Raw genomic sequence first — 24,637 nt, forward strand, 5'->3', positions numbered from 1 at the left:
TGCTAGTTGGTTCTTGCGCTTGAGGGGGCGAGAATATATATTAGTAATACCTAGAATGTTCTAGGTTTGTGATGGGTGGTGGTATGAAATTTACGCAGATAGTCTGTGCTATGGTCGTTGCGTCGTTTGCCGACGTGACTTGGGTCCCGCAGTGTGAAGATAATGGCTTTACGCTGATTCGTTCTTCAGAACATTTTGAAGTTTGTAAAAAGCCAAAGACCGACGATGGTGCGGCGAATAATGTTTCAATCTCGACTTCTGATGCCGAGGGTGTGCTCCAGTCGCTAGAAAAGGTGTATTCGTTCTACATCGATTCGCTCGGCTGGATGTTGCCGTTCCCGAAAAGTTCGGATAAAAAGCTCAAGAGCAACATTTACGTGTTCGACAACTCTGTGATGGCGGCACTTTACGGCGGCCAGGATTACGTGAAGGGACTGAATAACGAATTTGGCCCCGGCATGTGGATTGGCGTTGGTTCCCTCAAGGATTATTGGGGGACATCGCACGAGTTTGCGCATGGTTTGCAGGGCGTTGCCGGCTGGATGGGCAACAACAGCCATTCGGGATGGTTCGCCGAGAGCCACGCGAATTGGATGGCGCACCAGTACAATCCAAATGACGCTCATTGCTCGGAATATCTGATAAATTATCCGTATTTGTATTACGGTTCCACGCGCGACCGTTATTGCAACTGGCAATTCTTGGAACACCTCAAAGAAGAGTTTGGCGGTGGCTACAAGGGAGCACACGAAGTCAACCGCATTTGGATGGAATCAATTCGCGATGGGGAAGATGGCCGCATGGAGCAGACTCCGTTTAGCGCGATGATGATGGTCTATGGCTGGTCGCTGGAACAGTTGAATGAACAGTTCGGAAAGTTCGCCATGAAAAACGCGACGCTTGAATACGCTCCGGCAAAAAAGAGTTTGTACAAAAAATCCTATGGCGATTATGAATTTAAGACGCGTCGTGACGCAAGCTGGGGCGACAATTACCGTAGGCATACGCGTGTGACCATGCTGAACAAGATGGAGTGTGATGGTTCTGGTAATTCGGATGGGAACGCCGCGGTCGAGGATTGCGCAAACCGCTATATTTCGCCGAGCTACTGGGCTCCGCAGCGTTGGGGCTACAACCTTGTACGCATTTATCCGGATTCGGCAGGGAAGGTGACGGTCAAGTTCCGTGGAATTGTGCAGGAAAAGCCGACGGTTAATGGTTACACTTGCTTTGGCGATAACACAGACTATTACAAAGGTAAAACTTATAAATGGTGCAATTATGCTCCGGACAAATTGCCGGATCCTGCATCGGGTTGGACGGTTGGCTTGGTCGCGGAAGGTGCTGATGGCACGCCGCGATACAGCGAAATGAAACATGGTACAGGTTTTAATCTTGAAATCGAAACGAAGGCGAATGACAAGGCTTTGTGGCTTGCGGTGACGGCGACTCCGACCGAAATGCAGACGATTTTGTGGGACCAGTTCTATTACAGCATTTATCGCTATCCGTACATGATTGAAGTTGTGAACGGCGCGCCTGAAGGTTATACGAAAGATTTCTGGAAGCCTGCTGGATTTAATGGAACGACTGCTTCGGGATATACGCAACATAGCAATGGCGGTGGCTGGGTCAGTAACAAGGCGAAAGTGGCGGCTACCGCTTATGTGGGGCCCGATGCTGTCGTGAACGGCGGTACGATTTCTGGGAATGCCCGCATTGAAGATTTTGCGGTCGTGAATGGCGGAACGATTAGCGGTAACGCCGTGGTGCGCGGGCGCGCTCTTGTGACAGCAGGCACGATTAGCGATGATGCTGTGCTTGAAGACGATGCCTGGCTTGTAAGCGGAACGATTAGTGGCAAGGCTAAAGTCGGTGCGCTTTCGCTGATTGTGAATTCTACCGTGACCGACAACGCACAGGTCTATGGCGTGATGTGGGCGGTAAATGGCAAGAAACTTTCCGGCACGGCTCAGCTTCGCGGCGACCTCGAAAACAACTTCGATAAGGAAATCTCAAAGGGAATTTTCTACGGCATGGTCGATAATGGAATGCTTGGCAATGCAAATTACGGTGCAAACCTCACGACGCCCCCGACCGATGCGACCGCAAGCATAGAAAATGCCAAGTGGTACGCCGTTGCGGATGATTCCACGCAGACTGATCCGGGGCCAACAGGAATTGTTTCTAGGGTGGCTTCGCTCCAGTTGAGTGACGTGAATGAAACATATGATGTGTTCGATTTGAATGGAAAACATCTTGGTTTTGCGAAAGTAACGCCCTCTGAATGGAATGCGCTTGGCAACAAATCTTTACAAAAAACGCTTCGTGCATCAGGATTCAACGCTGGAATGTATATTGTTCGTGCAAAACGTTCGCACCGCCTGGTTCGTGTAAATGTGCGTTAACGTCTTGTCGATTTGGCAATAAAATAAATTTGAGAAACCTCGAAATGGGGTTTCTTTTTGGTTATAATAATATTGGTGGGATATTTATGGAGTAAAAATGGTTAAAAAGTTTTTGTTTTCGCTTGCTGTTTTGGGAGCGGTGTCTTTTGCTCAGGACCCGAACTTGCATATTTACCTCGCTTACGGGCAGTCCAATATGTCGGGGCAGGCGACTATTACGGATACGGACCGTCAAACGAATCCGCGTTTCTTGGTGTTACGTGCTGGGAATCATTCCAACCAGAAAGTTGGTGAATTTTATCCGGCGGCACCTCCCATGGGTCATAGCGGTTCCAAGGTCGGCATTGTCGATTTCTTTGGTCGCAAAATGATCAAGGAACTCCCGGATAGCATCACGGTGGCGGTCGCGAATGTGGCAATTGGCGGGCAGAGCATTGACCTGTTCGATAAAGACCGCAATGCGGCTTATGTGCAGAATGCCAAAAACAAGAACGATACTTGGTGGATTCAGTATCTGAATGAATACGGTGGCGATGTGCACAAGCGCATTGTCGAAATGGGTAAAATTGCAAAGCAAAAGGGCGTCATCAAGGGATTCCTTTTCCACCAGGGCGAAGCGGATTACCAGATGAAGGACTGGCCCGAACGCGTCAAGAAGGTTTATGACCAGTTCATTGAAGAACTGGAACTCGACCCGGAAAAAACTCCGATTTTGCTTGGGGAGCTTGCGCCTACGGGTGATTTGGGCTGGCGAAACGATGCGGTGAAAGAGGCGGCGGACTTGATTCCGAATGGCTATGTGATTTCGGCTCAGGGGTGCCCTGCGATTAAGGAACCGAGCTATACGCTCCATTTCACTCGCGATGGATACCAGACATTGGGCGAACGCTATGCGGAAAAGATGCTTGAATTGCTCAAGGCTCAGGAACCGGCTCCAGATTCATCTAAAACGGATTCCTCGAAGGTCGCGCCTTCTGATTCGATAGGTCGTGATTCTACTGCTTCGGATAGTACAAACGCTATTCGCAATTCGGCTGTTGCGCGTGCTGTGGAATCGCATTTACCGAGACTTTTCTACGATGTTCGCGAACATAGTTTGTTTGTTCGATTCAAGAAAAACGGTGTAGAACATCGTTATCGTTTGACCGGACGGAAAGAGTAGAATTTATATTTTAGAGTGTTATGGTCTCTAAAATATTTGAAAAAATGTCCGTTTTTTTGCTTTTGGCGTTTTCGCTCTCGTTTTCTTGCGATGGAAGGTCGTCGTGCGAAGGTGGCTGCGCCATTTTCCTCAATATTCTTGATTTGAAAAATAATCCGAAAATGGCGGAATTGTTTGCGTCCATTGATGATTCTCTATATGCAAGGAAGATGAATCATAAATATCAAGACCCGGAACCCGATGGCTTGGCGGGATTGTGCGGATGCGATCCCGGTGGAATCTTTTTGGAATCGCGTCATGTTGATTTGATGGATTCCGGCTGGCATTTCAACAGTTGCGGAAATCCTGATTCTATAGTCAAGTTGCAAACTTATAGCAGTTCTATACCTGAGGAAAATTACATTGTAGAAAGTAATTCTGTCTTGTCGCGTAATATTGAAACTTTGAAAAGGTTCCTCAAGGATGATGGTTGCATTGTTGATTCCGTTTATGAAATTTCAGCAGCGGAGTTGACTCCTGAAAATGCTAAAAAGGGAATTTATGCGACTTCGATAAATGTCCTTAATAGAGATGTTGTTGTCCCTAAAAATGTGAGAGTTCTAAAAACGTACCATCCCAATGGAAAACTGGCGCAGAAAATTCAGTTTGAACAAGGTAAACGTAATGGAACTGAAATGCGTTATTTTCCGCATGGGAAAAAATACAAGGTGACAAATTTTAAAAATGGATTGCGCCACGGAACTGAAATTGAATATGATGAGTCCGGTTACAAAAAGTATGAAGAGCCTTATAGGAACGGAAAATTACACGGCATAAAAAAGTACTACGATGAAAAAGGACGAATTTGGTCAAAACAGAAATATGTGGATGATGTAGAAATTTCTTCGGAACGGGTAAATTAATAAAGAATATACAGAAAAACGCCCAGCGAGTGCTGGACGTTTCTGCTTAATGTCTTTAGATCATCACGTGATGCCTTGCGGCATCTCGTTGAAATTAGCCTTCGACCTTCGGAAGCTGGGCGAGACTCTTCGCGATGTCTTCATCCGTCGGGATGTAGTCGCTCATTTCGCCGTCGTTGAACTTCTGGTAAGCAACCATGTCGAAGTAACCCGTGCCAGTGAGGCCGAACACGATGTTCTTGGCCTGGCCGGATTCCTTGCACTTGAGAGCTTCGTCAATTGTAGCGCGAATGGCGTGGCTGGATTCCGGAGCCGGGAGGATACCTTCGGTCTGGGCGAAGAGCTTTGCTGCTTCGAAGACCTTAGTTTGTTCGACAGACGTTGCACGCATGAGGCCCTGATCGTAAAGTTCAGAGAGAATGCTGCTCATACCGTGGTAGCGGAGGCCACCAGCATGGTTTGCAGACGGGATGAAGCTAGAACCGAGGGTGTACATCTTGGCGAGCGGGCAAACCTTACCGGTATCGCAGAAGTCGTAAGCGTACTTACCGCGAGTGAAGCTCGGGCAGCTTGCCGGTTCCACAGCGAGAATATCGTAGTCGGCTTCGCCACGGAGCTTTTCACCGATGAACGGGCTCACGAGACCACCGAGGTTAGAACCACCGCCAGCGCAACCGATGATGAGGTCGGCCTTCACGCCAATCTTGTCGAGTGCGGCCTTTGTTTCGAGACCGATGACGGACTGGTGGAGGAGCACCTGGTTCAGCACGGAACCGAGAACGTAGCGGTAACCCGGCTGCTTCACAGCGGCTTCCACAGCTTCGGAAATGGCGCAACCAAGGCTACCCGTGGTGCCCGGGAATTCGGCGTTGATCTTGCGGCCGATGTCGGTCGTCATGGACGGGGACGGGGTGACGGATGCACCGTAGGTGCGCATCACTTCGCGGCGGAACGGCTTCTGTTCGTAAGAAACCTTCACCATGTAAACCTGGCAGTCCAGTCCGAAGAAGGCGCTGGACATAGAAAGTGCTGTACCCCACTGGCCTGCACCCGTTTCAGTCGTCACGCCCTTGAGGCCCTGCTTCTTAGCGTAGTAGGCCTGAGCGATAGCGGAGTTGAGCTTGTGGCTGCCCGAGGTGTTGTTTCCTTCGAACTTGTAGTAGATGTGTGCCGGAGTGCCGAGCGCCTGTTCCAAGAAGTAAGCGCGAACGAGCGGAGACGGACGGTACATCTTATAGAACGTGCGGATGTCTTCCGGAATTTCGATGTAAGCGGTATCGTTATCGAGTTCCTGCTTGATGAGTTCATCGCAGAAAACTGGCTGCAGGTCTTCGAAAGTCACCGGCTTGCCGGTACCTGGGTTCAGAAGCGGAGCGGGCTTCTTCTTCATGTCGGCGCGGACGTTATACCATGCCTTCGGAAGTTCATCTTCGTGGAGATAAGTCTTGACCTGACCATCGATCTTGAGCGAGTTTCTCATTTTTAATTCCTTTATGTGCTGTAGCGGGGTGCTACAAATTTATGCGCAAAATATACGAAAAGTGAGGAATGTTGGCAGAGGAAAAATCTATATTTACCATATCACCATCATAAACATTAGGAGCTCCTATGGCCATTGACCACAATCTCTTAACGGGACAGTTTCGTCCTCTTGGCGAAAACAAAATTGAGCATACCCTTTCTGCAAGCCAGAAGGTTTTGCCTACACATACGGGGAAAAGCGCAGTACGCCATTTGACCCCGCGAAACCGAAAGCCGAAACTCGAAAAGTCGTAACGGCGAGAAGATTTCTATTTTTGGTTTCGTGAACGAAAATCCTTTTGAACTGTTAAAGAAATCTGCAAAGTCCAAGGCGCGTCTTGGCGTTATCCATACGGCGCATGGCGAAGTGACAACACCCGTGTTTATGCCTGTAGGCACAGCCGCGACGGTCAAGGGGCTTACGAGCCGCGACATCCGCGAAATCGATGCAGAAATCATCTTGGCGAATACGTACCACCTCTATTTGCGACCGGGCACAAAGCTCATTGCAGAGGCGGGTGGCGTGCAAAAGTTCATGAGCTGGAACAAGCCGATGCTTACGGACAGTGGCGGATTCCAGGTGTGGAGTTTAAAACAGTTCCGAAAGATTACCGAAGAGGGCGTCCAGTTCAAGAGTTTGCTGGACGGTTCTCGTCATTTGTTCACGCCGGCGAGCGTGATGAATGCGCAACGTGAAATCGGTGCGGATATCATCATGGCGTTTGACGAATGTACTCCGTACCCGAGCACTGTTGAAGAGGCGGAAAAGTCGCTTGCGCTTACGCTCAAGTGGACGCGCGAGGCGAAGGAATGGCTTTTGGCAAATCCGCCGATTCACGGCTATCCGCAGTTTTTCTTTGGAATTGTGCAGGGCGGCATGCACAAGGAATTGCGACAGAAGTCTATCGAGGCGCTCAAGGAAATTGAGCCGGATGGTTATGCGATGGGTGGGCTTTCGGTAGGCGAGCCTGTCGAGACGATGTACGAAATTGCAGACTTTTGTACAAACTTATTGCCCGAAGATCGTGCCCGCTATGTAATGGGTGTGGGAACACCGTGGAATTTGCTGGAGCTTGTGAAACGCGGTGTGGATATGTGCGATTGCATTTTGCCTGCGAAAAATGCACAGGATGGACTAGTTTATACGAGCCGAGGCGTGCTCCGCTACAAGGGCGCGAAATTTGCGCACCAACACGATTTGCCGCTCGACCCGAACTGCGATTGCTATTGCTGCCGTAACTATAGCCGTGCGTATTTGCGCCATCTGTTCAAGGAAAAGGAACCGCTTGGCTGGACGCTTGCGGCGATTCATAATTTGCATTTCTACATCCATTCGATGAAGTCCGTGAAAGCCCATATCGCAGATGATACTTTTGAAGAATGGGCGGACGAGCAAATCAAGATTCTGCAGCAGAGCGCTGAGTAGATTTTTTTATAAATTGAAAGTATGCTAGAATTTCGAATTCCAGAACTTTCAGATCGAGAAAATGCGGCGAGGGCGGTGGCTGAATCCGGTTATATCGGGAGTGATGCTGCGTTTGCAAGCCTTTTCTTGTGGCGCAAAAAATACGGCACACTGATGGCGTTACAAAATGGTTTCCTCTTCCGCTATTATCAAGGCGAGGGGAGCCGTCGCGGTTACGCATTCCCGCTTGGGGCCGAAGACCCGCGTGAAGCGCTTGACGCCATTGTTCAAGATGCGAAAGAATCGGGACGTCCGTTGGAATTCTGCTTGGTTGATGAAACTCGTGCGCATATCCTTTGGGATTATTTTAAGAAGTCCATCCAGTTTGTAAATGACCGTGGCGATAGCGATTACATTTATTCTGCGGAAAGTCTTGCGACTCTTGCTGGAAATACGTATCGCAAAAAGCGAAACCATATTTCGAAATTCAACCGTTCGTATGAACATTATGAACTGCGCGAAATTACCGCTGATAACTATGCGGATGCTCTCGAAGTTGAGAAAAAGTGGCTGCAAAATTCTATGTCGGGCGATGAGCCTTGTGAACCGACATGCGAATGCGAAGAAGCTGCTTGGGCAGAACGGTCTACAGATGAAAAGTCGCGTATGGCTGAGCTTTGTGCAATAGAAGAAGCGCTTAAGAATTTTGATGCGCTTGGCTTGAAAGGCGCAATCCTTTATGTGAATAATGCTCCTGTTGGCATGACAATCGCTTCTGAAATTGCTCCCGGTGTCTGGGATGTCCATTTCGAGAAGGTCATTGGTGAGTATGCGGATAATGGCGGCTATGCCGTTATCAATAAAATGTTTGCAGAAACGCTTACTGGTGTAAAACTTATCAATCGCGAAGAAGATATCAATATCGAAGGACTCCGCAAGGCAAAACTTTCGTATTACCCGCTTATTATTTTGGATAAATGCCATGCTCTCCAAAGTGCTTTCTAAATCATCTTGCGCATCGTGTAAGTTTTGCTGTTCCTTTAGGCGAAAGAGCCTTTGGGAAACACCTCTTTTTCCGCATGATATTGCAGAAAAATTAAGTCGCGAAAATGAATATGGTGTGGTGGGCGAGTTCCGCATGTCTCAAACGGTGCAGGGAGTGCGCTTTGGCCGCTTGATTCTCGAAAATAATTATCGTACGGATGATCCCGAAGAAGAAGTGCCTTGCACATTCTTGGATCCGCAAAAAGGTTGCATTTTGAAGGGTGAAGACAAACCGTTTGATTGCAGTATTTGGCCTCTTAGAATCATGGATAAGAACGGTGAACTTGTTATTGCGCTTACGCCTACGTGTCCAACAATTGGAGCAACGCCGGGTAGAAATCTTGTGGATCTCGTAAAATCGGGTCTTGGTGAAAAAATTTACGAGTATGCCAAAATACACCCCTACATTATCAAGGAATACCGTGAGGGCTTTCCGATTATCGGGTAGAAATTTGGGTCATGTAATATTTTTTTGAATCAAAAAACATAAATATGGATACTTGTGGATGGCGGATTGCTGTCAGATTATTTCTATTTTTGGCTTATTCTTTGTAGTCGTTGTTTTAGTGTTTTTGGAAGACCCTGATGATCAGTATTACTAAGCTTTTGATGGACTCCCCGAATTTTGGGGATTCTCTTCGTTATCAACCTCATGCGCACAAGGCGACAAATGGTGTGGGCGCAGGACGTGGCCCGGTGGTGGTGTGGAACTGCACCAAGACTTGCAACCTGAAGTGTGTGCATTGCTATGCCCGTTCAGAGGCAATCAAGTACCAGAACGAACTTACGCACGAAGAGGGAATCAAGCTTATTGATCAGCTTGCGGATTTCCATGTCCCGGTGATTTTGTTCAGCGGTGGCGAACCGCTTTTGCGCCCGGACTTTTTTGAACTCGCAAACTATGCGGCAAGCAAGGGCATCCGCCCGACGATTTCGACGAACGGCACCTGCATCACGCCGGATGTGGCTCAGAAGCTCAAGGCGATGGGCGTTGGCTATGTGGGCATCAGCTTGGATGGTTGCGAAGAAACTCACGACAAGTTCCGCGGCAAGCAGGGCGCGTACCAGATGGCTTTGCGTGGAATCCGCAATTGTGTGGCGACGGGCCAGAAGGTTGGACTCCGCTTCACGATTACAAAGTACAACTATCAAGACCTGAACGCTATTTTCGATTTGCTCGAAGCGGAAAACATTGATAGAGTTTGTTTCTATCACCTTGTCTATAGCGGTCGCGGAAGCGCAATGGTCGATAACGACTTGAATCATGAAGAAAGTCGCAAAGTGATGGACTTGATTATTGACCGCACGTTGGACTTTAAGAAGCGCGGTGTGAACAAAGAAATTTTGACGGTCGATAACCATGCCGATGCCGTTTATCTGTACCAGCGCATGAAGCGTGAAGACCCGGAACGCGCCGAAAAGATTTTGGATTTGATTAAGATGAACGGTGGCAACCGCAGTGGCATGGCATTTGGCAATATCGATAGCATCGGTAATGTGCATCCGGACCAGTTTACGCAATATATCACGCTTGGTAACGTTCGCGAACGCAGTTTCGGAGACATTTGGACAGACTTGTCAAATCCGATTATGGCTGGCCTCAAGAACCGCAAACCGCTTTTGAAGGGGCGTTGTCCGAAGTGTGCTTACTTGAATTTGTGCAACGGCAATTTCCGCACGCGTGCCGAAGCCGTTACTGGTGACTTCTGGGCTGAAGATCCGGCTTGCTATTTGACGGATGAGGAAATTGGGCTGTAACGCCTCTCGCGATGTGCCGCAAATGCTGAGTCAAAAACTTCTCGCGATTATTCAAGACGGCTTTCCGTTAGTGGAACGCCCGTATAAAGCGCTTGCGGAAATGTTGAACGTTTCAGAACAAGACGTTTTTGATGAAGTTGAGAAAATGCGCGCTTCTGGCGTAATTCGCCGTATTGGAGGCGTGTACGATTCCAAAAAACTCGGCTTTATTTCAAGGCTTTGTGCAGGGAAAGTACCTGCTTCGTCGCTTGATTTTTCGGCAGAACCGCATTCGCAAACGCCGATGGAAAAGTTCGCTGCAGTCGTGATGAACGAACCTGCGATTACGCACAATTATATCCGCAGTCACGAATACAATGTTTGGTTTACGGTCATTGTCGAAAATGAATCCGCAATCCAAACGGTTGTTGACCGAGTTTGTTCAGAAACTGATTTGCACGATGTTCATGTCCTCACCGCCACGAAGAAGTATAAAATCAATACGGTGATGGGGAAGGGGGCTGGCGCACCTTCTAAAAACGTCTTTGCGAGCGCCGTGCGGCAATCCCCTGAGAACGCGTTAACAGAAGCTGACCGTACCCGAATCCACATCGCTTGTGACGACATTCCGCATTCTCTCACTCCGTTTAAGGACTGGGGCGTTTCTTGCGATGAACTTCGCGAAGACATTGCTGCAAAACGCATGCGTCGCTTTGGAGCAATCCTCCGTCATCAAGATGCGGGTTTCCCATGCAATGCGATGGTCTGCTTTATGTTGGACGAGGGAACGCTCGCAAATTCGGAAAGTGCGGGTTCTCTACTTGCAAAAAAACATTACGTGTCGCATTGTTACGAGCGTCCGTCTTTTGAAAATTTTCCGTACAACTTGTATGCAATGATGCATGCGCAGACGCCCGAAGAATTGAACGGCTATATCAAGGAATCCGTGGCTTTGCTTGATAATCTGGAATACGTCGTTCTCCATTCGCTCAAGGAACTCAAGAAAACGAGCTTTAGATTTTTTGCGTAGTCCAATCTTTTCTATCTTTGGGCTATGCGCAAAATTTACATGGCAGGCATGAGCCACAAGGTGGCTGAAATCGCGATTCGCGAAAAGTTTTATATCCCGATGGATGTAAAGACCGAGGCGTTGACGCATTCTCCGTTTGATGAACTTTTGATTTTGGCAACGTGTAACCGCACGGAAGTCTATGTGGCGAGCGACCGCGAAATCACTGATGGTGAACTCGTTCGTTATGTGTGTGGACTTGCCCGTCAAGATTACGATGATTTTGCGAAGTTCTTTTATTTTAAGTCGGGTGACGATGTTGCTCACCATGTGATGAACGTGTGTGCCGGGCTTGATTCTGTCGCTATGGGTGAGGATCAGATTTTGCACCAGATTGGTCGTGCGTACGAAACGGCGCACCAGCTGAATGCGACTGGCAATACGCTGAACAAGCTTTTCCAGAGTGCAATTCATACGACGAAGCGCATCAAGACCGAGACGAACTTGAGCAAGCTCAGTTGCAACATTCCGTTCTTGGCGATGAAACAAGTGCAGAAAACTTTTGACGATCTTGAAAATCGTACCGTGTATATCGTAGGGCTTGGCGAAATGGGTTCGCTGATGCTCAAGTATGTACAAGAGAATACGACCAAGATTTTTGCAAGTAGCAAGACTTTTGCAAATGCCGAAAAATTTGCAGATGTGCTTACGCCTGTGAAATTCGAAGACCGCTACGAAGTCCTTGGCAAGTGCGATGTCGTGATTCTCTGCAGCGCTTGCCAAGAACCGATTGTCACGAAAGATGAATTTGTTAAGGCTGTTCAGGTTGCAGATTCCATCGATGTCCCATCAAAGCGCCTTGTCGTTGACCTCGCGAATCCGCGCAATGCTGAAGCTTCTATTGGCGAACTTCCGGGCGTTGAATACGTTTGCGTTGATGACCTTGAAAAGATCGTTTCTGAAAATCGTCGCTTGCGCATGATTGAACTTGATGCCGCGCAGAAAATCTTGAAAGAAGGTCTCGATGAATTTTTGCATTGGAACCGCATGGATGAGGTCTCCAAGCAAATTCATTTGCATGCCGAAAAAATGCTTACGACGGCAAATGAAGAATCTGAAAAGTTATTGCGCTCTATGCCGGAACTTTCGGAAGATGATCGCCACCGCATCCAGATGATGTACGAACGCTTTGCGAAGAAAATGGCAAATGACTTTTTGTATAAAGTTAAGGCTGAAAATTCACCCGAAGATGTGCAGGTTTTCCTGAAGTGCTTGAATTCAAAATCTCCTAGGAATTAGAGGAGGCTTGCTGTGAGTGACTTGAAATTACGTATCGCAACGCGCAAGAGCGCTTTGGCTTTGGCTCAGACCACGATGGCGGCAGATGCTATTGTCGCTGCGAATGCGGTTGCTGAACCGTTGACTTATGAACTTGTCTCCATGACAACCGAAGGCGACCGCCGTTTGGATAAGTCGCTGGCAAGCTTTGGCGGCAAGGGCGTGTTCATCAAGGAATTGGAAATTGCACTCCTCGAAGATCGTGCCGATATTGCGATTCACAGTTTGAAGGATATGCCTGCTGAAGTGCTGCCGCAGTTCAAGCTTGCAGCAGTCTTGAAACGCGAAGACCCGCGAGATGCATTCCTTTCGCGCGGTGGTGCTGCTGGGGTCCGCTTTATGGATTTGCCTGCGGGCGCTCGTGTCGGTACGGGAAGCATTCGCCGTGTGGTGCAGCTGAAGGCGCTCCGCCCTGATTTGGAATATGTTCCGATTCGCGGAAACATCCAAACTCGTATAGGCAAGCTTGCAGAACTTGATGGTGTTGTGCTTGCAGCGGCGGGCCTTAAGCGTATGGGCCTTGCCGATCAGGTAACGGAATACTTTAGCACCGAACAGATGCTCCCCGCAAGCGGTCAGGGAATCCTTGCGATTGAAACATTGAAGGATGAAATTCCCCAAGAATCGCGCGTCACAGGTCGTGCGGATCTTGCGCAGATTCTCGCTCGCGTGAACGATGTTGCGACATTCTGCATCGCCTCTGCTGAAATGGCTTATTTAAAAGCGCTCAACGCAGGGTGCCAATTCCCGGTGGCAAGCTTCGCGGAATTTATTTCCGATGATAGTGCTGAAAATCGCGGCACTTGTGGCGCACTCGAAGAGAATGCTAATAGAATTGCGCAGACTTTGAAAATCCGCGGCATTTACTGGGACGAAAAATCAGAAAAACTGCTCCGTGCAGAATGCTCAGGCTCGGTTGATTTGAACTCTGCGGACTCAGTCCAACAAGCCAAGAACTTGGGCGTTGAACTCGCCTGTGCAATTCAAAAACAATTGTAACTTACACTGTCATTCCCGACTCCGTTCGGGAATCGCCTTCTTGTATCGCAAAAAAAATCCCGCGCATTTTGGATGTGCGGGACTACTTTCTTTAGTCAAATCTTTTCGTTATTGCGAGTCGCAGAGCAACGTGGCAATTTATACGTTACTTCTTTTCAGGCTTCGATACAACGGGCTTGATTCGTTTGCCGCAAAGCGTCACGATGATTCCTGCTTGTGCGAACATGTAGTAAGCCGTGTCGCGGTTGTTGTTCAACGTGGACTTCGGATCATAATCGTCCTTGGTCACGAAAACTTCGGCAACGCCCGAAAGGCTGATGTCCAAAGAGCAACGTTCGCACGGGAATCCAATCACGTAGAGCTTGGAACCAGGAGGAACCTTTCCGCGAGCGTAGTGGAGCGCGTTGATTTCGGCGTGGACCATGAACGGATATTTGTTCGCCTCGAATTCGTGGTGGCTCAAAAGCTCGCCTGAGTCGGCGTCTAGCAAATCGTAAGCGAGGAGTTGCTTTTCGCGCGTGTACGGAACGGTCTCGTCGTCGAATCCGGCGGGAGCTCCGTTGTAACCTGTGCTAATAACACGCCCGTCGGCGCTCACTAGAACGGCACCCATTTGGGTATTTTGGTCTTTGGAAAGGCGTGCCTGGGCACACATCATCTGCGTATAGACTTCATCGCGAAGCTTTGCTCTAGAACTATTCATGCTAAAAAATATAGGCAAAATTTTAATGGCGAAGTTTTTCTAAATTTGGTTTCGATGGAAAATTCGAATCATTTTGGCAAAGTTTATTTGATTGGCGCGGGACCAGGCGATCCTGGGCTTTTAACCGTGCGCGGAAAGTCGATTCTTGAAAAAGCCGATGTTGTGGTTTATGATCGCTTGGTCTCACCGGGCGTGCTCTCGTTATGTAATCCGAAAGCAAAGATGGTCGATGTGGGTAAAATGCCGACGCACCACAAGGTGAAACAGTCCGAAATCAATAAGCTCTTGGTAAAATTTGCCGTTGAAATGCCGGGTTCGATCGTTGCGCGTTTGAAGGGCGGTGATCCGTTTGTGTTCGGTCGTGGTGGCGAAGAGGCTTTGGAACTTGTCGCTGCAGGCGTCGAATTTGAAGTTGTGCCGGGCGTGACGTCTGCCATAGCTGTGCCAGCCTACGCAGGCATTCCCGTGAGTCATCGTGGAATTGCAACAAGTTTCCACATCATCACAGGGCATGAAAAAGAAAAATCCGTCGTGGACCCTATCGCTGCACTCCAGGGTGACTGTCATTCTGGAGCCGAAGGCGATAGAATCCAATGCAATCTTTCGCTGGACTTCGAGACTCTCGCGAAGTGCCAAGGAACGCTCATCTTTTTGATGGGCATAGCCAATATGGACTTTATCGCACGTCGTTTAATCGAGTGTGGCAAAGACCCGAAGACTCCGCTTGCATTTATTGAAAAAGGAACAACCCCGAACCAGCGTACCGTTATGGCAACGCTTGAAACAGCGGGGGAGACCATTGTCCGTGAAAATGTGACTGCACCCGCAATTACGATTATGGGTGGTGTGGTTGAACTGGGCAAAACTCTTGCTTGGAAAAAGAATTTGCCGCTTTCGGGTAAGCGCTTGGTTGTAACGCGTGCCGCAAAACAATCTAGTGGGATTACAGCTCGACTGACAGCTCTCGGTGCCGAAGTTATCGAAACCCCGATGATTGAAACACGGGATGTTTTCCCTTGTTGTCATGCCGGACTCCGTTCCGGCATCGCCAATTCTTCTGAAAAAAAGGTTGCTGAGCCTGTCGAATTCGAAGACCTCAAAAATTTTGACATTCTTGCTTTCACGAGCACAAACGGCGTAGAAAGTTTCTTCAAGCAGTTGTTTGCTGCGGGTTATGATGTGCGTGTGCTTGCGGGCAAGAAAATTGCAAGTGTCGGAAAGATTACCGAAAAGAAGTTGCTTGAATACGGCATTCGTTGCGATTATGTTCCTGAAGACCACACCGGTGAGGGACTAGGTCTGTTGCTACAAAAAGTGGTTGGCGACGAATCCCGAATTCTTCTTTTGCAGGGAAATCTCGCAGACGATACTTTGCTCAAACTCTTGCCGAAAGCAACCCGTTGGACAGTCTACGAAACACTCCCGGTTGCAGAACTTCCGGATTGGAAACGTGAAGCTATTGCCTCCGCCGATGCAATTGTCTTTGCAAGCTCCAGTGCCGTTGAAAATTTTGCGCAAATCTCAAGTCTCTCGTCTTTCGTCTCTCGTCTAAGTTTCTGCATAGGTCGCATGACTGAAGCTTCCGCGAAAAAACATGGCTTTGAAACGGTCACCTCTGACGAAACAACGATGGATTCGCTCGTCAAAAAAATCGTGGAGTATTACACGATGGGGGAGATTGCTTAATGAAAGCTATTCTTATCATCGCTCATCATTGCATTTTGCCGGGGGCATACAAAGGATTCGAAGAAATCCTCGACCGCTTGCATCATGATTTGCCGGGTACACGTGTCGCAAGTACGAGTTTGTTGGATTTGGAAAATGACCTCCGCACGCTTTTGCGCGAAGATGTGGAATCGGTGACGCTTCTACCGTATTTGTTGTTGAACGGTCAGCATTCCAAGAACGATGTGCCGCGTGTTGTTGCAAAATTGCAGGAAGAATTTCCGCAAATTCCGATTACGCTTTTGCCTTGCCTTGGTGATTGGAAAGAATTTTCGAGCATGGTGGTCGCCGGTGTCCGCTCTGCTCAGAACGCATGTACTTGTGCCCCTTTGTCATCCAGGAACCACGAATGTGGCGATAGGATCCGCTCAGAGCGCGCCTATAGTTCAAACCTCTTCTCCATCGAATTGAATCTTGAAGGACGTAACGTTCTCGTTGTAGGTGGCGGCCGCATTGCTCTTCGCAAGGTGAAAACGCTAATCCCGACAGGCGCTCACATTACCGTTGTCGCTCCGCAATTCGACCCCGAATTTGAAACGCTCAAGGCTGGAGATAAGGTCCCTGAGCTAAGCCGAGGGGCCGAGGCTTCTATCACTCTAAAAAAGCGCCCGTACGAACCGCTTGATTTGCGTTGTATTTTCATGGTCTTCATTTGTACCGACCAACCTGCCGTCAATGCCCAGGTTTCTAACGATGCTCGCGCTCGTCGCATTCTCGTGAATAATGCTTGCGATTACCTCGACGGTGATTTCATTGTGCCTGCCCGCATGGACTTTGGCGAAAACATTGCCGTGACCGTCTCTACGCAGGGCCGCGCCCCTTCGCTCGCGAAAAAGCTCAAGCAGAAAATCCAGACCGAATGGGCCGAAGACCTTGTGCAAATTGAAAAAGATTTCAAAAAGGAATAGTTATTATGATTATTCGTCCTCGTCGTTTACGTAGAAATGAAGTTATCCGCAACATGGTTGCAGAAACTGCTGTAAATCCCGATGCCCTCGTTTACCCGATGTTCGTGGTTGAAGGAACGGGCGTCAAAGAAGAAATCCCGTCTATGCCGAACCAGTTCCGTTTCTCGATTGACGAAATCTTGAAGGAACTCGAAAGCTGTGTGGCGCTTGGCATCAAGTCCATTTTGCTGTTTGGCATTCCGAATCACAAGGATGAAATGGCAACTTCTGCATACGATAACGATGGCATTGTGCAGCGGGCCGTACGTGCCATCAAGGCGAAGTTCCCAAGTTTGTACGTGATTACGGACGTGTGCCTTTGCGAATACATGAGTCATGGCCATTGCGGCATCATCAAGGATGGCGATGTGGATAATGATCCGACGCTTGAACTTTTGGCAAAGACCGCTGTTTCTCAGGTGGCTGCTGGTGCCGACATGGTGGCTCCGAGTGATATGATGGATGGCCACATCACGGCTCTACGCGAAGCTCTTGACAATGCGGGTTTTACAAATACGCCGATTATGGGTTACAGCGCGAAGTTCGCTAGCGCTTATTATGGTCCGTTCCGCGATGCCGCTGATTCCGCTCCGCATTTCGGCAACCGCAAGAGTTACCAGATGGACGTGCGCAATGGTCGTGAAGCTCTCCATGAAGTGGAACTCGATCTTGAAGAAGGTGCAGATATCGTGATGGTAAAGCCGGGTCTCGCATTCCTCGATGTGCTTCGCCAGACGGCTGAAATCAGCAATGTGCCGGTCGCTGTGTATAACGTAAGTGGCGAATATTCGATGGTCAAGGCTGCTGCAAAGATGGGCTGGATTGACGAAAATGCAATCATCCGCGAAAACATGATTGCGTTCAAGCGTGCCGGTGCTGATATCATCATTACGTACCACGCCAAGGAAATTTTGGAAAATAAAATTCTGTAAAATATGATTTTGTAAAAAGGCGATCCCGGAACAGAGTCCGGGATGACAACTAAAAAGGGATGCTAAAATGAAAGAATACGAAGCTTTCTTGAAAAATATCGGTGTCACGAATGCTATTGCTCAGGACATCGTTGAAATTGCGACAGTGCTTATTGTTATCGCCATTATCTTGGCGATTATAAAGTTTATTCTTAGTTTTGCCATTAAGAAGGGCGCTGATGAATCGGTAAAACCGCTACTTTATTCGCTGTTCTCTTATGCGCTGTACATTGTCGGTTTGCTCATGATTCTGCACATTCTCGGTGTGAATACCGCTGGAATCGTGACTGTAATCGGTGCCGCTTCTCTTGCCATTGGCCTTGCTTTGAAGGATACGCTTGGCAACATTGCGTCGGGAATCCTATTGCTGTTCCTCCATCCGTTCCGCGCTTCGGACTACATTGAATGCGGTTCTTTGAAGGGAAAAATTGTAGGCGTGGGGCTTTTCAACACGACGCTTATCTCGTTGGATGGTCTTTACGTTTCTGCTCCGAACAGCATGTTGTGGGGTGCTCCGATTGTCAACTTTAGCCGCAATCCGAGCCGCCGCCTTGATTTGGCTTTTGGCATTGATTATGCGGATTCTGCTGAAAAGGCGATGAACGAAATGAAACAACTTGTGAATGCGGACCCTGAAGTCCTGAAAAATCCGGAACCGTCGTTCTTTGTTTCGTCGCTGGATGATAGCTCGGTGGCTGTCAATTTGAGAATTTGGGTCAAGACCGCAAATTACTGGGATATGCGTTGCAAGTACATGAAGGCTGTGAAGGAACGCTTTGACGCAGTCGGTATTTCTATCCCGTTCCCGCAGCGCGTGGTACATATCGTAAAGGAGTAATATGAATCACTCTTTGAGCGAAAAGTTGTTTGCAGAAGCAAAGACGCTCATGCCGGGCGGCGTGAACAGTCCTGTGCGTGCGTTTAGCAATGTGGGGGCGACGCCTCCGTTTATTGCCCGTGCGAAGGGGAGTCACATCTACGATGTCGATGGAAACGATTATATTGATTACGTGGGTAGCTGGGGCCCGATGCTTTTGGGGCATGCGCACGATGCAGTGATTAAGGCTGTTGCCGATACAGCTCAGAATGGCCTCAGTTTTGGCGCCCCGTGCGGTCTTGAATCGGAACTTGCAAAGCTTGTGATGTCGCTTGTTCCGAGCGTCGAGATGATTCGTATGGTGAACAGCGGGACTGAAGCGACGATGAGTGCTATCCGTGCGGCTCGCGGTTTTACCGGTCGCGATAAGATTGTGAAGTTCGAAGGTTGCTATCATGGCCATAGCGATAGCTTGCTCATCAAGGCGGGTTCTGGAATGCTCACGACGGGCAAGCCGAGCAGCAAGGGTGTGCCTGCGGACTTGGCAAAGTACACGCTCACGCTCCAGTACAACGACGTGGCTGGCGTGAAGGAACTCTTCGACAAAATCGGTGACGAAATTGCAGGCGTGATTGTTGAACCGGTAGCGGGCAACATGGGCGTTGTGCCGGCGAAGCCGGAGTTCTTGCAGACGCTTTCTGAAGAGACGAAAAAGCATGGCGCTTTGCTCATTGTCGATGAAGTCATGACAGGTTTCCGTGTCGGGATTCATTGCGCACAAGGGCTTTACGGAATCAAGCCGGATCTCACGACGTTTGGCAAGATTATTGGCGGTGGCATGCCGGTGGGTGCTTATGGCGGCCGCTTGGACGTGATGCAACAAATTGCTCCGCTCGGTGGAATTTACCAGGCGGGTACGCTTTCGGGCAATCCGGTGGCGATGGCGGCAGGTCTTGCAACGATGCGCGAACTCAATGCACACCCTGAATACTATGTGCATGCCGAAGCTATGACGAAGCGCTTGATTGCAGGGCTCAAGACTGCAGCAACCGAATCGGGCATTCCGCTTGCGACAAACCAGGTCGGCTCCATGGGCTGCATCTTCTTTACGGAAGGGCCGGTCACGTGTTTTGCCGACGTGCAAAAATCCGATTTGGAACTTTTCCGCAAGTATTTCCTCGGAATGCTCGATGAAGGTTTCTACTTTGCGCCGAGCCAGTTCGAAGCCATCTTCGTGAGCGCCGCTCACACCGAAGACGAAATCGACCGTACCATTGAAGCCGCGAAGCGCGTTTTCAAAAAATTGTAGCGGCGGCGTATCTCGTTAAGCGTTACCCTAGCGGTTCGCGCTTCTTGTAAAACTTACGCATCTCGCAAAAAACGCACCCCGAAGGGTGCGTTTTTCGATTCTCGTCATCCTGAGGCGGAGCCGAAGGATCCAGTTATTTCTCGTTGTTTGCGGTCGTTTCGCTTGCTGCGTTTTCCGCATTCGCTTCGTCCGGCGCAGTCACATTCTCAGCCGTATCCTTGTCGCGGATGGTTGCGCGTCGAATCTTTCCGCTAATCGTCTTCGGCAGTTCCGTCACAAAGTCAATAATGCGCGGGCTCTTGTAGCTTGCGGCAATGTTCTTTGCAAAGAGCTGGATTTCCTTTGCAAGTTCCTTGGAGGCTTCGTAGCCCTTCTGCAAAACGACCGTTGCCTTGACCGCCTGACCGCGAGACTTGTCTTCGACGCCCGTGACAGCGACTTCCAAGACGGCGGGGTGCTTGTGCAGCACTTCTTCGACTTCGAAGGGGCTGATGCGGTAGCCAGAACTCTTGATCAAGTCATCGGTGCGGCCCACAAACCAGAAGAATCCGTCCTTGTCGCGGTAAGCCGTATCGCCGGTGTGGTACACGCCGCCTTCAAAGACTTTCTCGGTGCGTTCCGCATCGCGATAGTAACCGCCGAACATGCCAAAAGGCTTGCCTTGGTCAATCTTGATAATCAGTTCACCGACTTCTTCAGCCTCGCACGGCTTGCCTTCGGCATTGATGATTTCCATCTGGTAACCCGGAGAGGGCTTGCCGATAGAACCCGGATGCGGTTCACTAAAGCCAAAGTTACCCGTGGTAAGCGTAAGCTCGGTCTGTCCGTAGCCTTCCTGCATGCGGATGCCCGTCTGCTCGAAGAACCTGTTGTAAATGTCCAAGTTCAATGCTTCGCCAGCGGTCGTGCAGTATTGCAAGCTCGATAGGTCGTACTTGCTGAGGCCATGCTGCAAAATGTAGCGGTACACTGTCGGCGGTGCGCAGAATGTCGTCACCTTGTATTCCGCCATCTTCTCGAGGAGCTTGCCCGGGATGAACGTGGTCATGTCGTAAGTGAATACGGCGCTTCCAGCAATCCACTGCCCGTAAATTTTGCCCCAGAGAGCCTTGGCCCAGCCTGTTTCGGCAACGGTCAAATGGCGACCTCCGTCCACAACGTGTTGCCAGTACTTGGCGGTTACAATGTGTCCGAGCGGGTAGGTGTACGTGTGTGCGACCATCTTCGGATTTGAGCTCGTGCCACTCGTGAAATAGACGATCATGATGTCGTCGTTATGCGTAGCTGCATCGCCAACGGGGCGTTCAAACGTCGATGGGAAAAGTTCATAGTCGTCGTAGAAGCTAATCCAGTTTTGGCGAGCGGTCTGACCAACGGTCACGAGCTTTTCGACCGATTCGCACTTGGACTTTGCCTTGTCCACTTCCTTTTGCAAGGCGGGATCGTCATACGTTACGACCATCTTGATTTCGGCGGCGTTGAATCGGTATTCCAAATCCTCGGCGGCGAGCATGTTCGTTGCCGGGATGGCAATTGCGCCAATGCGGTGGAGCGCCAACAAGAAGAACCAGAATTCGTAGCGACGGCGCAAGATGAGCATCACGCGGTCGCCCTTCTGGATACCTTGTTCTACAAGGAAATTCGCCGTGCGCTGGGAGGCAAGCGACAAGTCCTTGAACGTGTAAATGTGGCTTTCGTCGTTATCGTCACACCACACGAGGGCTTCACGTTTCGGCTCCGTCTTGGCATATTCGTCAACAACGTCATAAGCGAAGTTAAAATCGTTCGGAATCGTTATCTTGAAATTTTTATACAAGTCTTCATAAGACTTGTAATCAATTTTAGATAGAAACTTATTTAAAATCATCTGTGCGAAGTCCTGAAATTACAAGTCCTTGTACATGATTTTTTCGCGCAAGGTCGAAATGTAGCGCACCATGTTCAAAATGCGTTTCTCGCCAATCGTTCTGAAGTCTTTATCGTGGAACACCAGGCGGTGGACTCCACCCGGCAAGAGCATACGAAGGCAGGCGTAAGTCTGCGCGATACCGAGAATCGGGGTGGGCAAAATCGAGAAGCTAAGCGTTGCGGAATTCGTCTTCTTGATGTTGCCTTTGACCTTTTGGTAAATGCCGTGGAAATCTTCGTAGTAGTCGAAAATTTCGAGAGCCTGTTCCTTGAGGTACTTGTTGCCAAACCAAATCGGCGGGATAAAGCCGGAGGGCTTGCCGTTGCCGTGAGCCTTCCACAGCGCGAGGCTGCGCTTGAGAAGAGCCTGCGTGAAGCGTTCGTCAATACCTGCAAATTCGGCTTCGTTGTTCGAAACGAGGAGCGCGAGCTTGCCTGCAATGCTACGGTTCAGCGAAAGGTCTGCGCGGTGGCGTGCACCGTGGAGCATAATTTCGTAGCCTTCCTTGACAAACTTGTCGAGTTCTTCGCGGAACTGTTCGGCTTCGGATTCCGGGGCTGCACCAAAAGCGGGGATGACTGCAATGCTGATGGGGGAGCCTGCCGCTTCTGCAAGCTTTCTAATCTGGACGGATGCCTTCTTGAAGTTGTTCACGCTAAAGCTGTGGTAGCAAAGGATGAACTTCTTCTTCTTTTGGAAGGTCGCTTCGGCCGCTTGGATGTCGGCGATATCTTTATTCTGTTCCATAAGCTACTCTTGTTCTTTAGATTTTGTGGAAACTTCTTCTTCCAACTTCTGCGAAATGAAGAGGTGGTAGAAAAAGAACAATACTGCGCTGCAGATAGTTGCTTTAACCCAGGATTTAAAAAGCCAATCAGACATAGCGGCTCCTTTGTTAATCTTTAAACTTTTTGATGACGACGATACCGTTGTGACCGCCAAAGCCAAGCGAGGCAGACACTGCAACATCGATGTTCCCTTCAACGCCCTTGTGCGGAACGTAGTCGAGATCGCATTCTGCGTCCGGGTTGTCGAGGTTGATGGTGGCGGGGTAGAACGAATCGCGGATGGCAAGCGTGCTAATCATCGCTTCGATAACGCCTGCTGCACCGACGCAGTGGCCGGTCATGCTCTTGGTGCTAGAGACTTTGATCTTGTAGGCGTGTTCGCCGAGAGCAATTTTCAGCATCTGCGTTTCGGTGAGGTCGTTCAGGTGCGTCGAGGTGCCATGGGCGTTGTAGTAGTCCACATCCGTCGGGGCGATGCCCGCATCCTTCATAGCCTTGATCATTGCCTTGGCGCAAGTTTCTCCACCCGGGCGCGGGCTTGTAATGTGGTAAGCATCGGCAGAAGAACCGTAACCGGCGACTTCGGCGTAAATCTTTGCACCGCGGGCCTTGGCGTGTTCGAGTTCTTCGAGCACGAGGATGGCTCCGGCTTCACCCATGACAAAACCGCTGCGGTCCTTGTCGAACGGGCGGGAAGCCTTTTCCGGGGCGTCGTTGAACTTGTCGGTGAGGGCGTGCATGCCCGCAAAGCTCTTGATGGAGTAGTCCGTGATGGCGCTTTCGGAACCGCCGGCGAGGCAGACGTCAAGCCTGCCCGAGCGGACGGCGTCAAGGGCAACGCCGATGGCGTCCGTGCCGGAGGCACAGGCGGTGCAGACTGTCCAGGCAGAGCCTGTGATGCCAAGAGCGATGGATACGTTGGCGCATGCTTCGTTTGCAATCAGTTCGGGCATAGCGAGTGGCGAGACGCGGCGGCGGCCACCTTCGAGGTACTTGCAGTAAGTTTCTTCAACAACGTCCATGCCGGCAAGGCCGTTACCAGCGACAATACCAGTCGTGTCGGCGGCGATTTCTTCCTTCGTTAAGCTTGCGTCCTTGACCGCTTCGTTAGCGGCGGCGACGAGAAACTGCGTGAAGCGGGCCATGCGGCGGGCTTCCTTCGGGTCGATGCCATGTTCTTCGGGCTTAAAATCTTTGACTTCTGCCGCAATTTTCACCGGGCAGTTCGTAGCATCGAACAAAGTGATCGGGCCGATGCCACACTTGCCTGCCTTGATGGCGTTCCAAAGCTCGGGGGCGGACTTGCCTACGGGGGTCACCGCACCCATACCAGTAATAACAACTCTTCTTCTATTCATCATATAGAACTAAGATAGTATTTTTGGAATCGTAAAGGTAACTATATACTAGTGTAATGGGGTGTATTGGTGTTTTTTACCAAAAATAGGTCATTTTGTAATTTTTTTGGAATTTTCTAAAAAATACTGTTCTTTTGTTTTCTTTTTTTTTATTTTAAGAACAAACTTATACACCATACAAAGGAAACTAATATGAACAAAATTATTCTTGGAGCCGTGATTGCCGCTGCCGCTCTTTTCGCTGCTTGCGAAATGACGTCGTCTTCGGATTCCACTACTTCTAATCTCGCGTCTTGCGATATCAAGGGCAATTTGCTTGGCCTTGAAATCCATTCTTGCGTAGAATCTGAGAATACTGCTTATATAAATAGCCAGTGTGCCGATGCAAATGAAGAAGCGACTCAAGCTGGTGAAGGTACTGCTGTCATTGGCACAAAGTGCCCTGCAGGTGCTAAGAAAACTTGCGAAGTCACTCAGAAAGGTGTAACCGCTACGGTCTATATGTATGATAATCTTACGGCCATGGGTGACTGCGATGGCATTGAATTGGATTAATGCCAAATCATAAATAGAATATCAATTTGC

Annotated in this window: 22 protein-coding genes; 16 read left to right on the forward strand and 6 right to left on the reverse strand. The window is 49.4% G+C overall.

Features of this window, described 5'->3' with window-relative positions; translation table 11 throughout:
* Nucleotides 1–83: 83 nt before the first annotated feature.
* From B7982_RS00770 to B7982_RS00780, 3 genes are all read left to right on the forward strand, one after another.
* Nucleotides 84–2,408, forward strand: coding sequence for a DUF6055 domain-containing protein (locus tag B7982_RS00770; RefSeq protein WP_233138297.1), 2,325 nt, complete (start codon nucleotides 84–86; stop codon nucleotides 2,406–2,408).
* Nucleotides 2,409–2,505: 97 nt separating this feature from the next.
* Nucleotides 2,506–3,570, forward strand: a complete 1,065-nt coding sequence (locus B7982_RS00775) for a sialate O-acetylesterase (protein ID WP_088659133.1) — start codon at nucleotides 2,506–2,508, stop codon at nucleotides 3,568–3,570.
* 20 nt (nucleotides 3,571–3,590) lie between these two features.
* Nucleotides 3,591–4,472, forward strand: coding sequence for a toxin-antitoxin system YwqK family antitoxin (locus B7982_RS00780; protein WP_088659134.1), 882 nt, complete (start codon nucleotides 3,591–3,593; stop codon nucleotides 4,470–4,472).
* A gap of 94 nt (nucleotides 4,473–4,566) precedes the next feature.
* On the opposite strand, the gene B7982_RS00785 is transcribed toward B7982_RS00780, so the two are convergent.
* Nucleotides 4,567–5,952 (reverse strand): TrpB-like pyridoxal phosphate-dependent enzyme, encoded by a 1,386-nt coding sequence (locus B7982_RS00785; RefSeq protein ID WP_014545144.1) that lies wholly within the window; start codon nucleotides 5,950–5,952, stop codon nucleotides 4,567–4,569.
* Between the two features lie 324 nt (nucleotides 5,953–6,276).
* Between B7982_RS00785 and tgt the strand changes: the two genes are divergently transcribed.
* The 7 genes from tgt to hemC all read left to right on the forward strand — a co-directional run bounded on the left by tgt (nucleotide 6,277) and on the right by hemC (nucleotide 13,525).
* Complete coding sequence (gene tgt / locus B7982_RS00790) at nucleotides 6,277–7,419, forward strand: tRNA guanosine(34) transglycosylase Tgt (RefSeq protein ID WP_088659135.1); 1,143 nt, start codon at nucleotides 6,277–6,279, stop codon at nucleotides 7,417–7,419.
* Between the two features lie 21 nt (nucleotides 7,420–7,440).
* The gene (locus B7982_RS00795; protein ID WP_088659136.1) at nucleotides 7,441–8,403 is read left to right on the forward strand and encodes a DUF2156 domain-containing protein; all 963 of its coding nucleotides are present in this window, start codon (nucleotides 7,441–7,443) and stop codon (nucleotides 8,401–8,403) included.
* Nucleotides 8,404–8,536: 133 nt separating this feature from the next.
* Nucleotides 8,537–8,890, forward strand: coding sequence for a hypothetical protein (locus B7982_RS00800; RefSeq protein ID WP_144065898.1), 354 nt, complete (start codon nucleotides 8,537–8,539; stop codon nucleotides 8,888–8,890).
* Nucleotides 8,891–9,027: 137 nt separating this feature from the next.
* Nucleotides 9,028–10,200, forward strand: coding sequence for a putative heme d1 biosynthesis radical SAM protein NirJ1 (nirJ1, locus tag B7982_RS00805; RefSeq protein ID WP_088659138.1), 1,173 nt, complete (start codon nucleotides 9,028–9,030; stop codon nucleotides 10,198–10,200).
* Nucleotides 10,181–11,209, forward strand: coding sequence for an Lrp/AsnC family transcriptional regulator (locus tag B7982_RS00810; RefSeq protein WP_088659139.1), 1,029 nt, complete (start codon nucleotides 10,181–10,183; stop codon nucleotides 11,207–11,209). Before nirJ1 ends, B7982_RS00810 begins: the two co-directional genes overlap by 20 nt.
* A gap of 24 nt (nucleotides 11,210–11,233) precedes the next feature.
* Nucleotides 11,234–12,487: a glutamyl-tRNA reductase gene (hemA, locus tag B7982_RS00815; RefSeq protein ID WP_088659140.1), complete on the forward strand. Its 1,254-nt coding sequence runs from the start codon at nucleotides 11,234–11,236 to the stop codon at nucleotides 12,485–12,487.
* Between the two features lie 12 nt (nucleotides 12,488–12,499).
* Complete coding sequence (gene hemC / locus B7982_RS00820; RefSeq protein WP_088659141.1) at nucleotides 12,500–13,525, forward strand: hydroxymethylbilane synthase; 1,026 nt, start codon at nucleotides 12,500–12,502, stop codon at nucleotides 13,523–13,525.
* Nucleotides 13,526–13,670: 145 nt separating this feature from the next.
* On the opposite strand, the gene B7982_RS00825 is transcribed toward hemC, so the two are convergent.
* On the reverse strand, nucleotides 13,671–14,228 hold the full coding sequence (locus tag B7982_RS00825) for a hypothetical protein (protein WP_014545136.1): 558 nt from the start codon (nucleotides 14,226–14,228) through the stop codon (nucleotides 13,671–13,673).
* Between the two features lie 54 nt (nucleotides 14,229–14,282).
* On the opposite strand from B7982_RS00825, the gene cobA reads away from it, so the two are divergent.
* The 5 genes from cobA to hemL all read left to right on the forward strand — a co-directional run bounded on the left by cobA (nucleotide 14,283) and on the right by hemL (nucleotide 19,997).
* On the forward strand, nucleotides 14,283–15,914 hold the full coding sequence (gene cobA, locus B7982_RS00830) for a uroporphyrinogen-III C-methyltransferase (RefSeq protein ID WP_088659142.1): 1,632 nt from the start codon (nucleotides 14,283–14,285) through the stop codon (nucleotides 15,912–15,914).
* Nucleotides 15,914–16,861 (forward strand): NAD(P)-dependent oxidoreductase, encoded by a 948-nt coding sequence (locus B7982_RS00835; RefSeq protein ID WP_088659143.1) that lies wholly within the window; start codon nucleotides 15,914–15,916, stop codon nucleotides 16,859–16,861. The genes cobA and B7982_RS00835 overlap by 1 nt, the downstream gene beginning before the upstream one ends.
* Nucleotides 16,862–16,866: 5 nt before the next feature.
* Nucleotides 16,867–17,832, forward strand: coding sequence for a porphobilinogen synthase (hemB, locus tag B7982_RS00840; RefSeq protein ID WP_088659144.1), 966 nt, complete (start codon nucleotides 16,867–16,869; stop codon nucleotides 17,830–17,832).
* 67 nt (nucleotides 17,833–17,899) lie between these two features.
* Nucleotides 17,900–18,709, forward strand: a complete 810-nt coding sequence (locus B7982_RS00845) for a mechanosensitive ion channel family protein (protein ID WP_088659145.1) — start codon at nucleotides 17,900–17,902, stop codon at nucleotides 18,707–18,709.
* Nucleotide 18,710: 1 nt separating this feature from the next.
* Nucleotides 18,711–19,997: a glutamate-1-semialdehyde 2,1-aminomutase gene (gene hemL / locus B7982_RS00850; RefSeq protein WP_088659146.1), complete on the forward strand. Its 1,287-nt coding sequence runs from the start codon at nucleotides 18,711–18,713 to the stop codon at nucleotides 19,995–19,997.
* 133 nt (nucleotides 19,998–20,130) lie between these two features.
* Here the strand turns inward: hemL and B7982_RS00855 are convergent, their stop codons facing one another.
* Genes B7982_RS00855 through fabF form a run of 4 tightly spaced genes read right to left on the reverse strand, consistent with a single transcriptional unit; the run spans nucleotide 20,131 to nucleotide 24,052 of the window.
* The gene (locus B7982_RS00855) at nucleotides 20,131–21,864 is read right to left on the reverse strand and encodes an AMP-binding protein (protein ID WP_088659147.1); all 1,734 of its coding nucleotides are present in this window, start codon (nucleotides 21,862–21,864) and stop codon (nucleotides 20,131–20,133) included.
* An 18-nt stretch (nucleotides 21,865–21,882) separates the two neighbouring features.
* Complete coding sequence (locus tag B7982_RS00860; protein ID WP_015732489.1) at nucleotides 21,883–22,653, reverse strand: polysaccharide deacetylase family protein; 771 nt, start codon at nucleotides 22,651–22,653, stop codon at nucleotides 21,883–21,885.
* 3 nt (nucleotides 22,654–22,656) lie between these two features.
* Nucleotides 22,657–22,788 carry a hypothetical protein gene (locus tag B7982_RS15125; RefSeq protein ID WP_015732488.1) on the reverse strand — a complete coding sequence of 44 codons (132 nt, stop codon included), beginning with the start codon at nucleotides 22,786–22,788 and terminating at the stop codon, nucleotides 22,657–22,659.
* Nucleotides 22,789–22,801: 13 nt separating this feature from the next.
* Complete coding sequence (gene fabF, locus B7982_RS00865) at nucleotides 22,802–24,052, reverse strand: beta-ketoacyl-ACP synthase II (RefSeq protein ID WP_073424704.1); 1,251 nt, start codon at nucleotides 24,050–24,052, stop codon at nucleotides 22,802–22,804.
* A gap of 192 nt (nucleotides 24,053–24,244) precedes the next feature.
* Here fabF and B7982_RS00870 point away from each other — a divergent pair, with 192 nt between their 5' ends.
* Nucleotides 24,245–24,607 (forward strand): hypothetical protein, encoded by a 363-nt coding sequence (locus tag B7982_RS00870; protein WP_088659148.1) that lies wholly within the window; start codon nucleotides 24,245–24,247, stop codon nucleotides 24,605–24,607.
* Nucleotides 24,608–24,637 lie beyond the last annotated feature (30 nt).

It is taken from the genome of Fibrobacter sp. UWB2, assembly GCF_002210425.1.
GTDB classification, from domain to species: Bacteria; Fibrobacterota; Fibrobacteria; order Fibrobacterales; family Fibrobacteraceae; genus Fibrobacter; species Fibrobacter elongatus.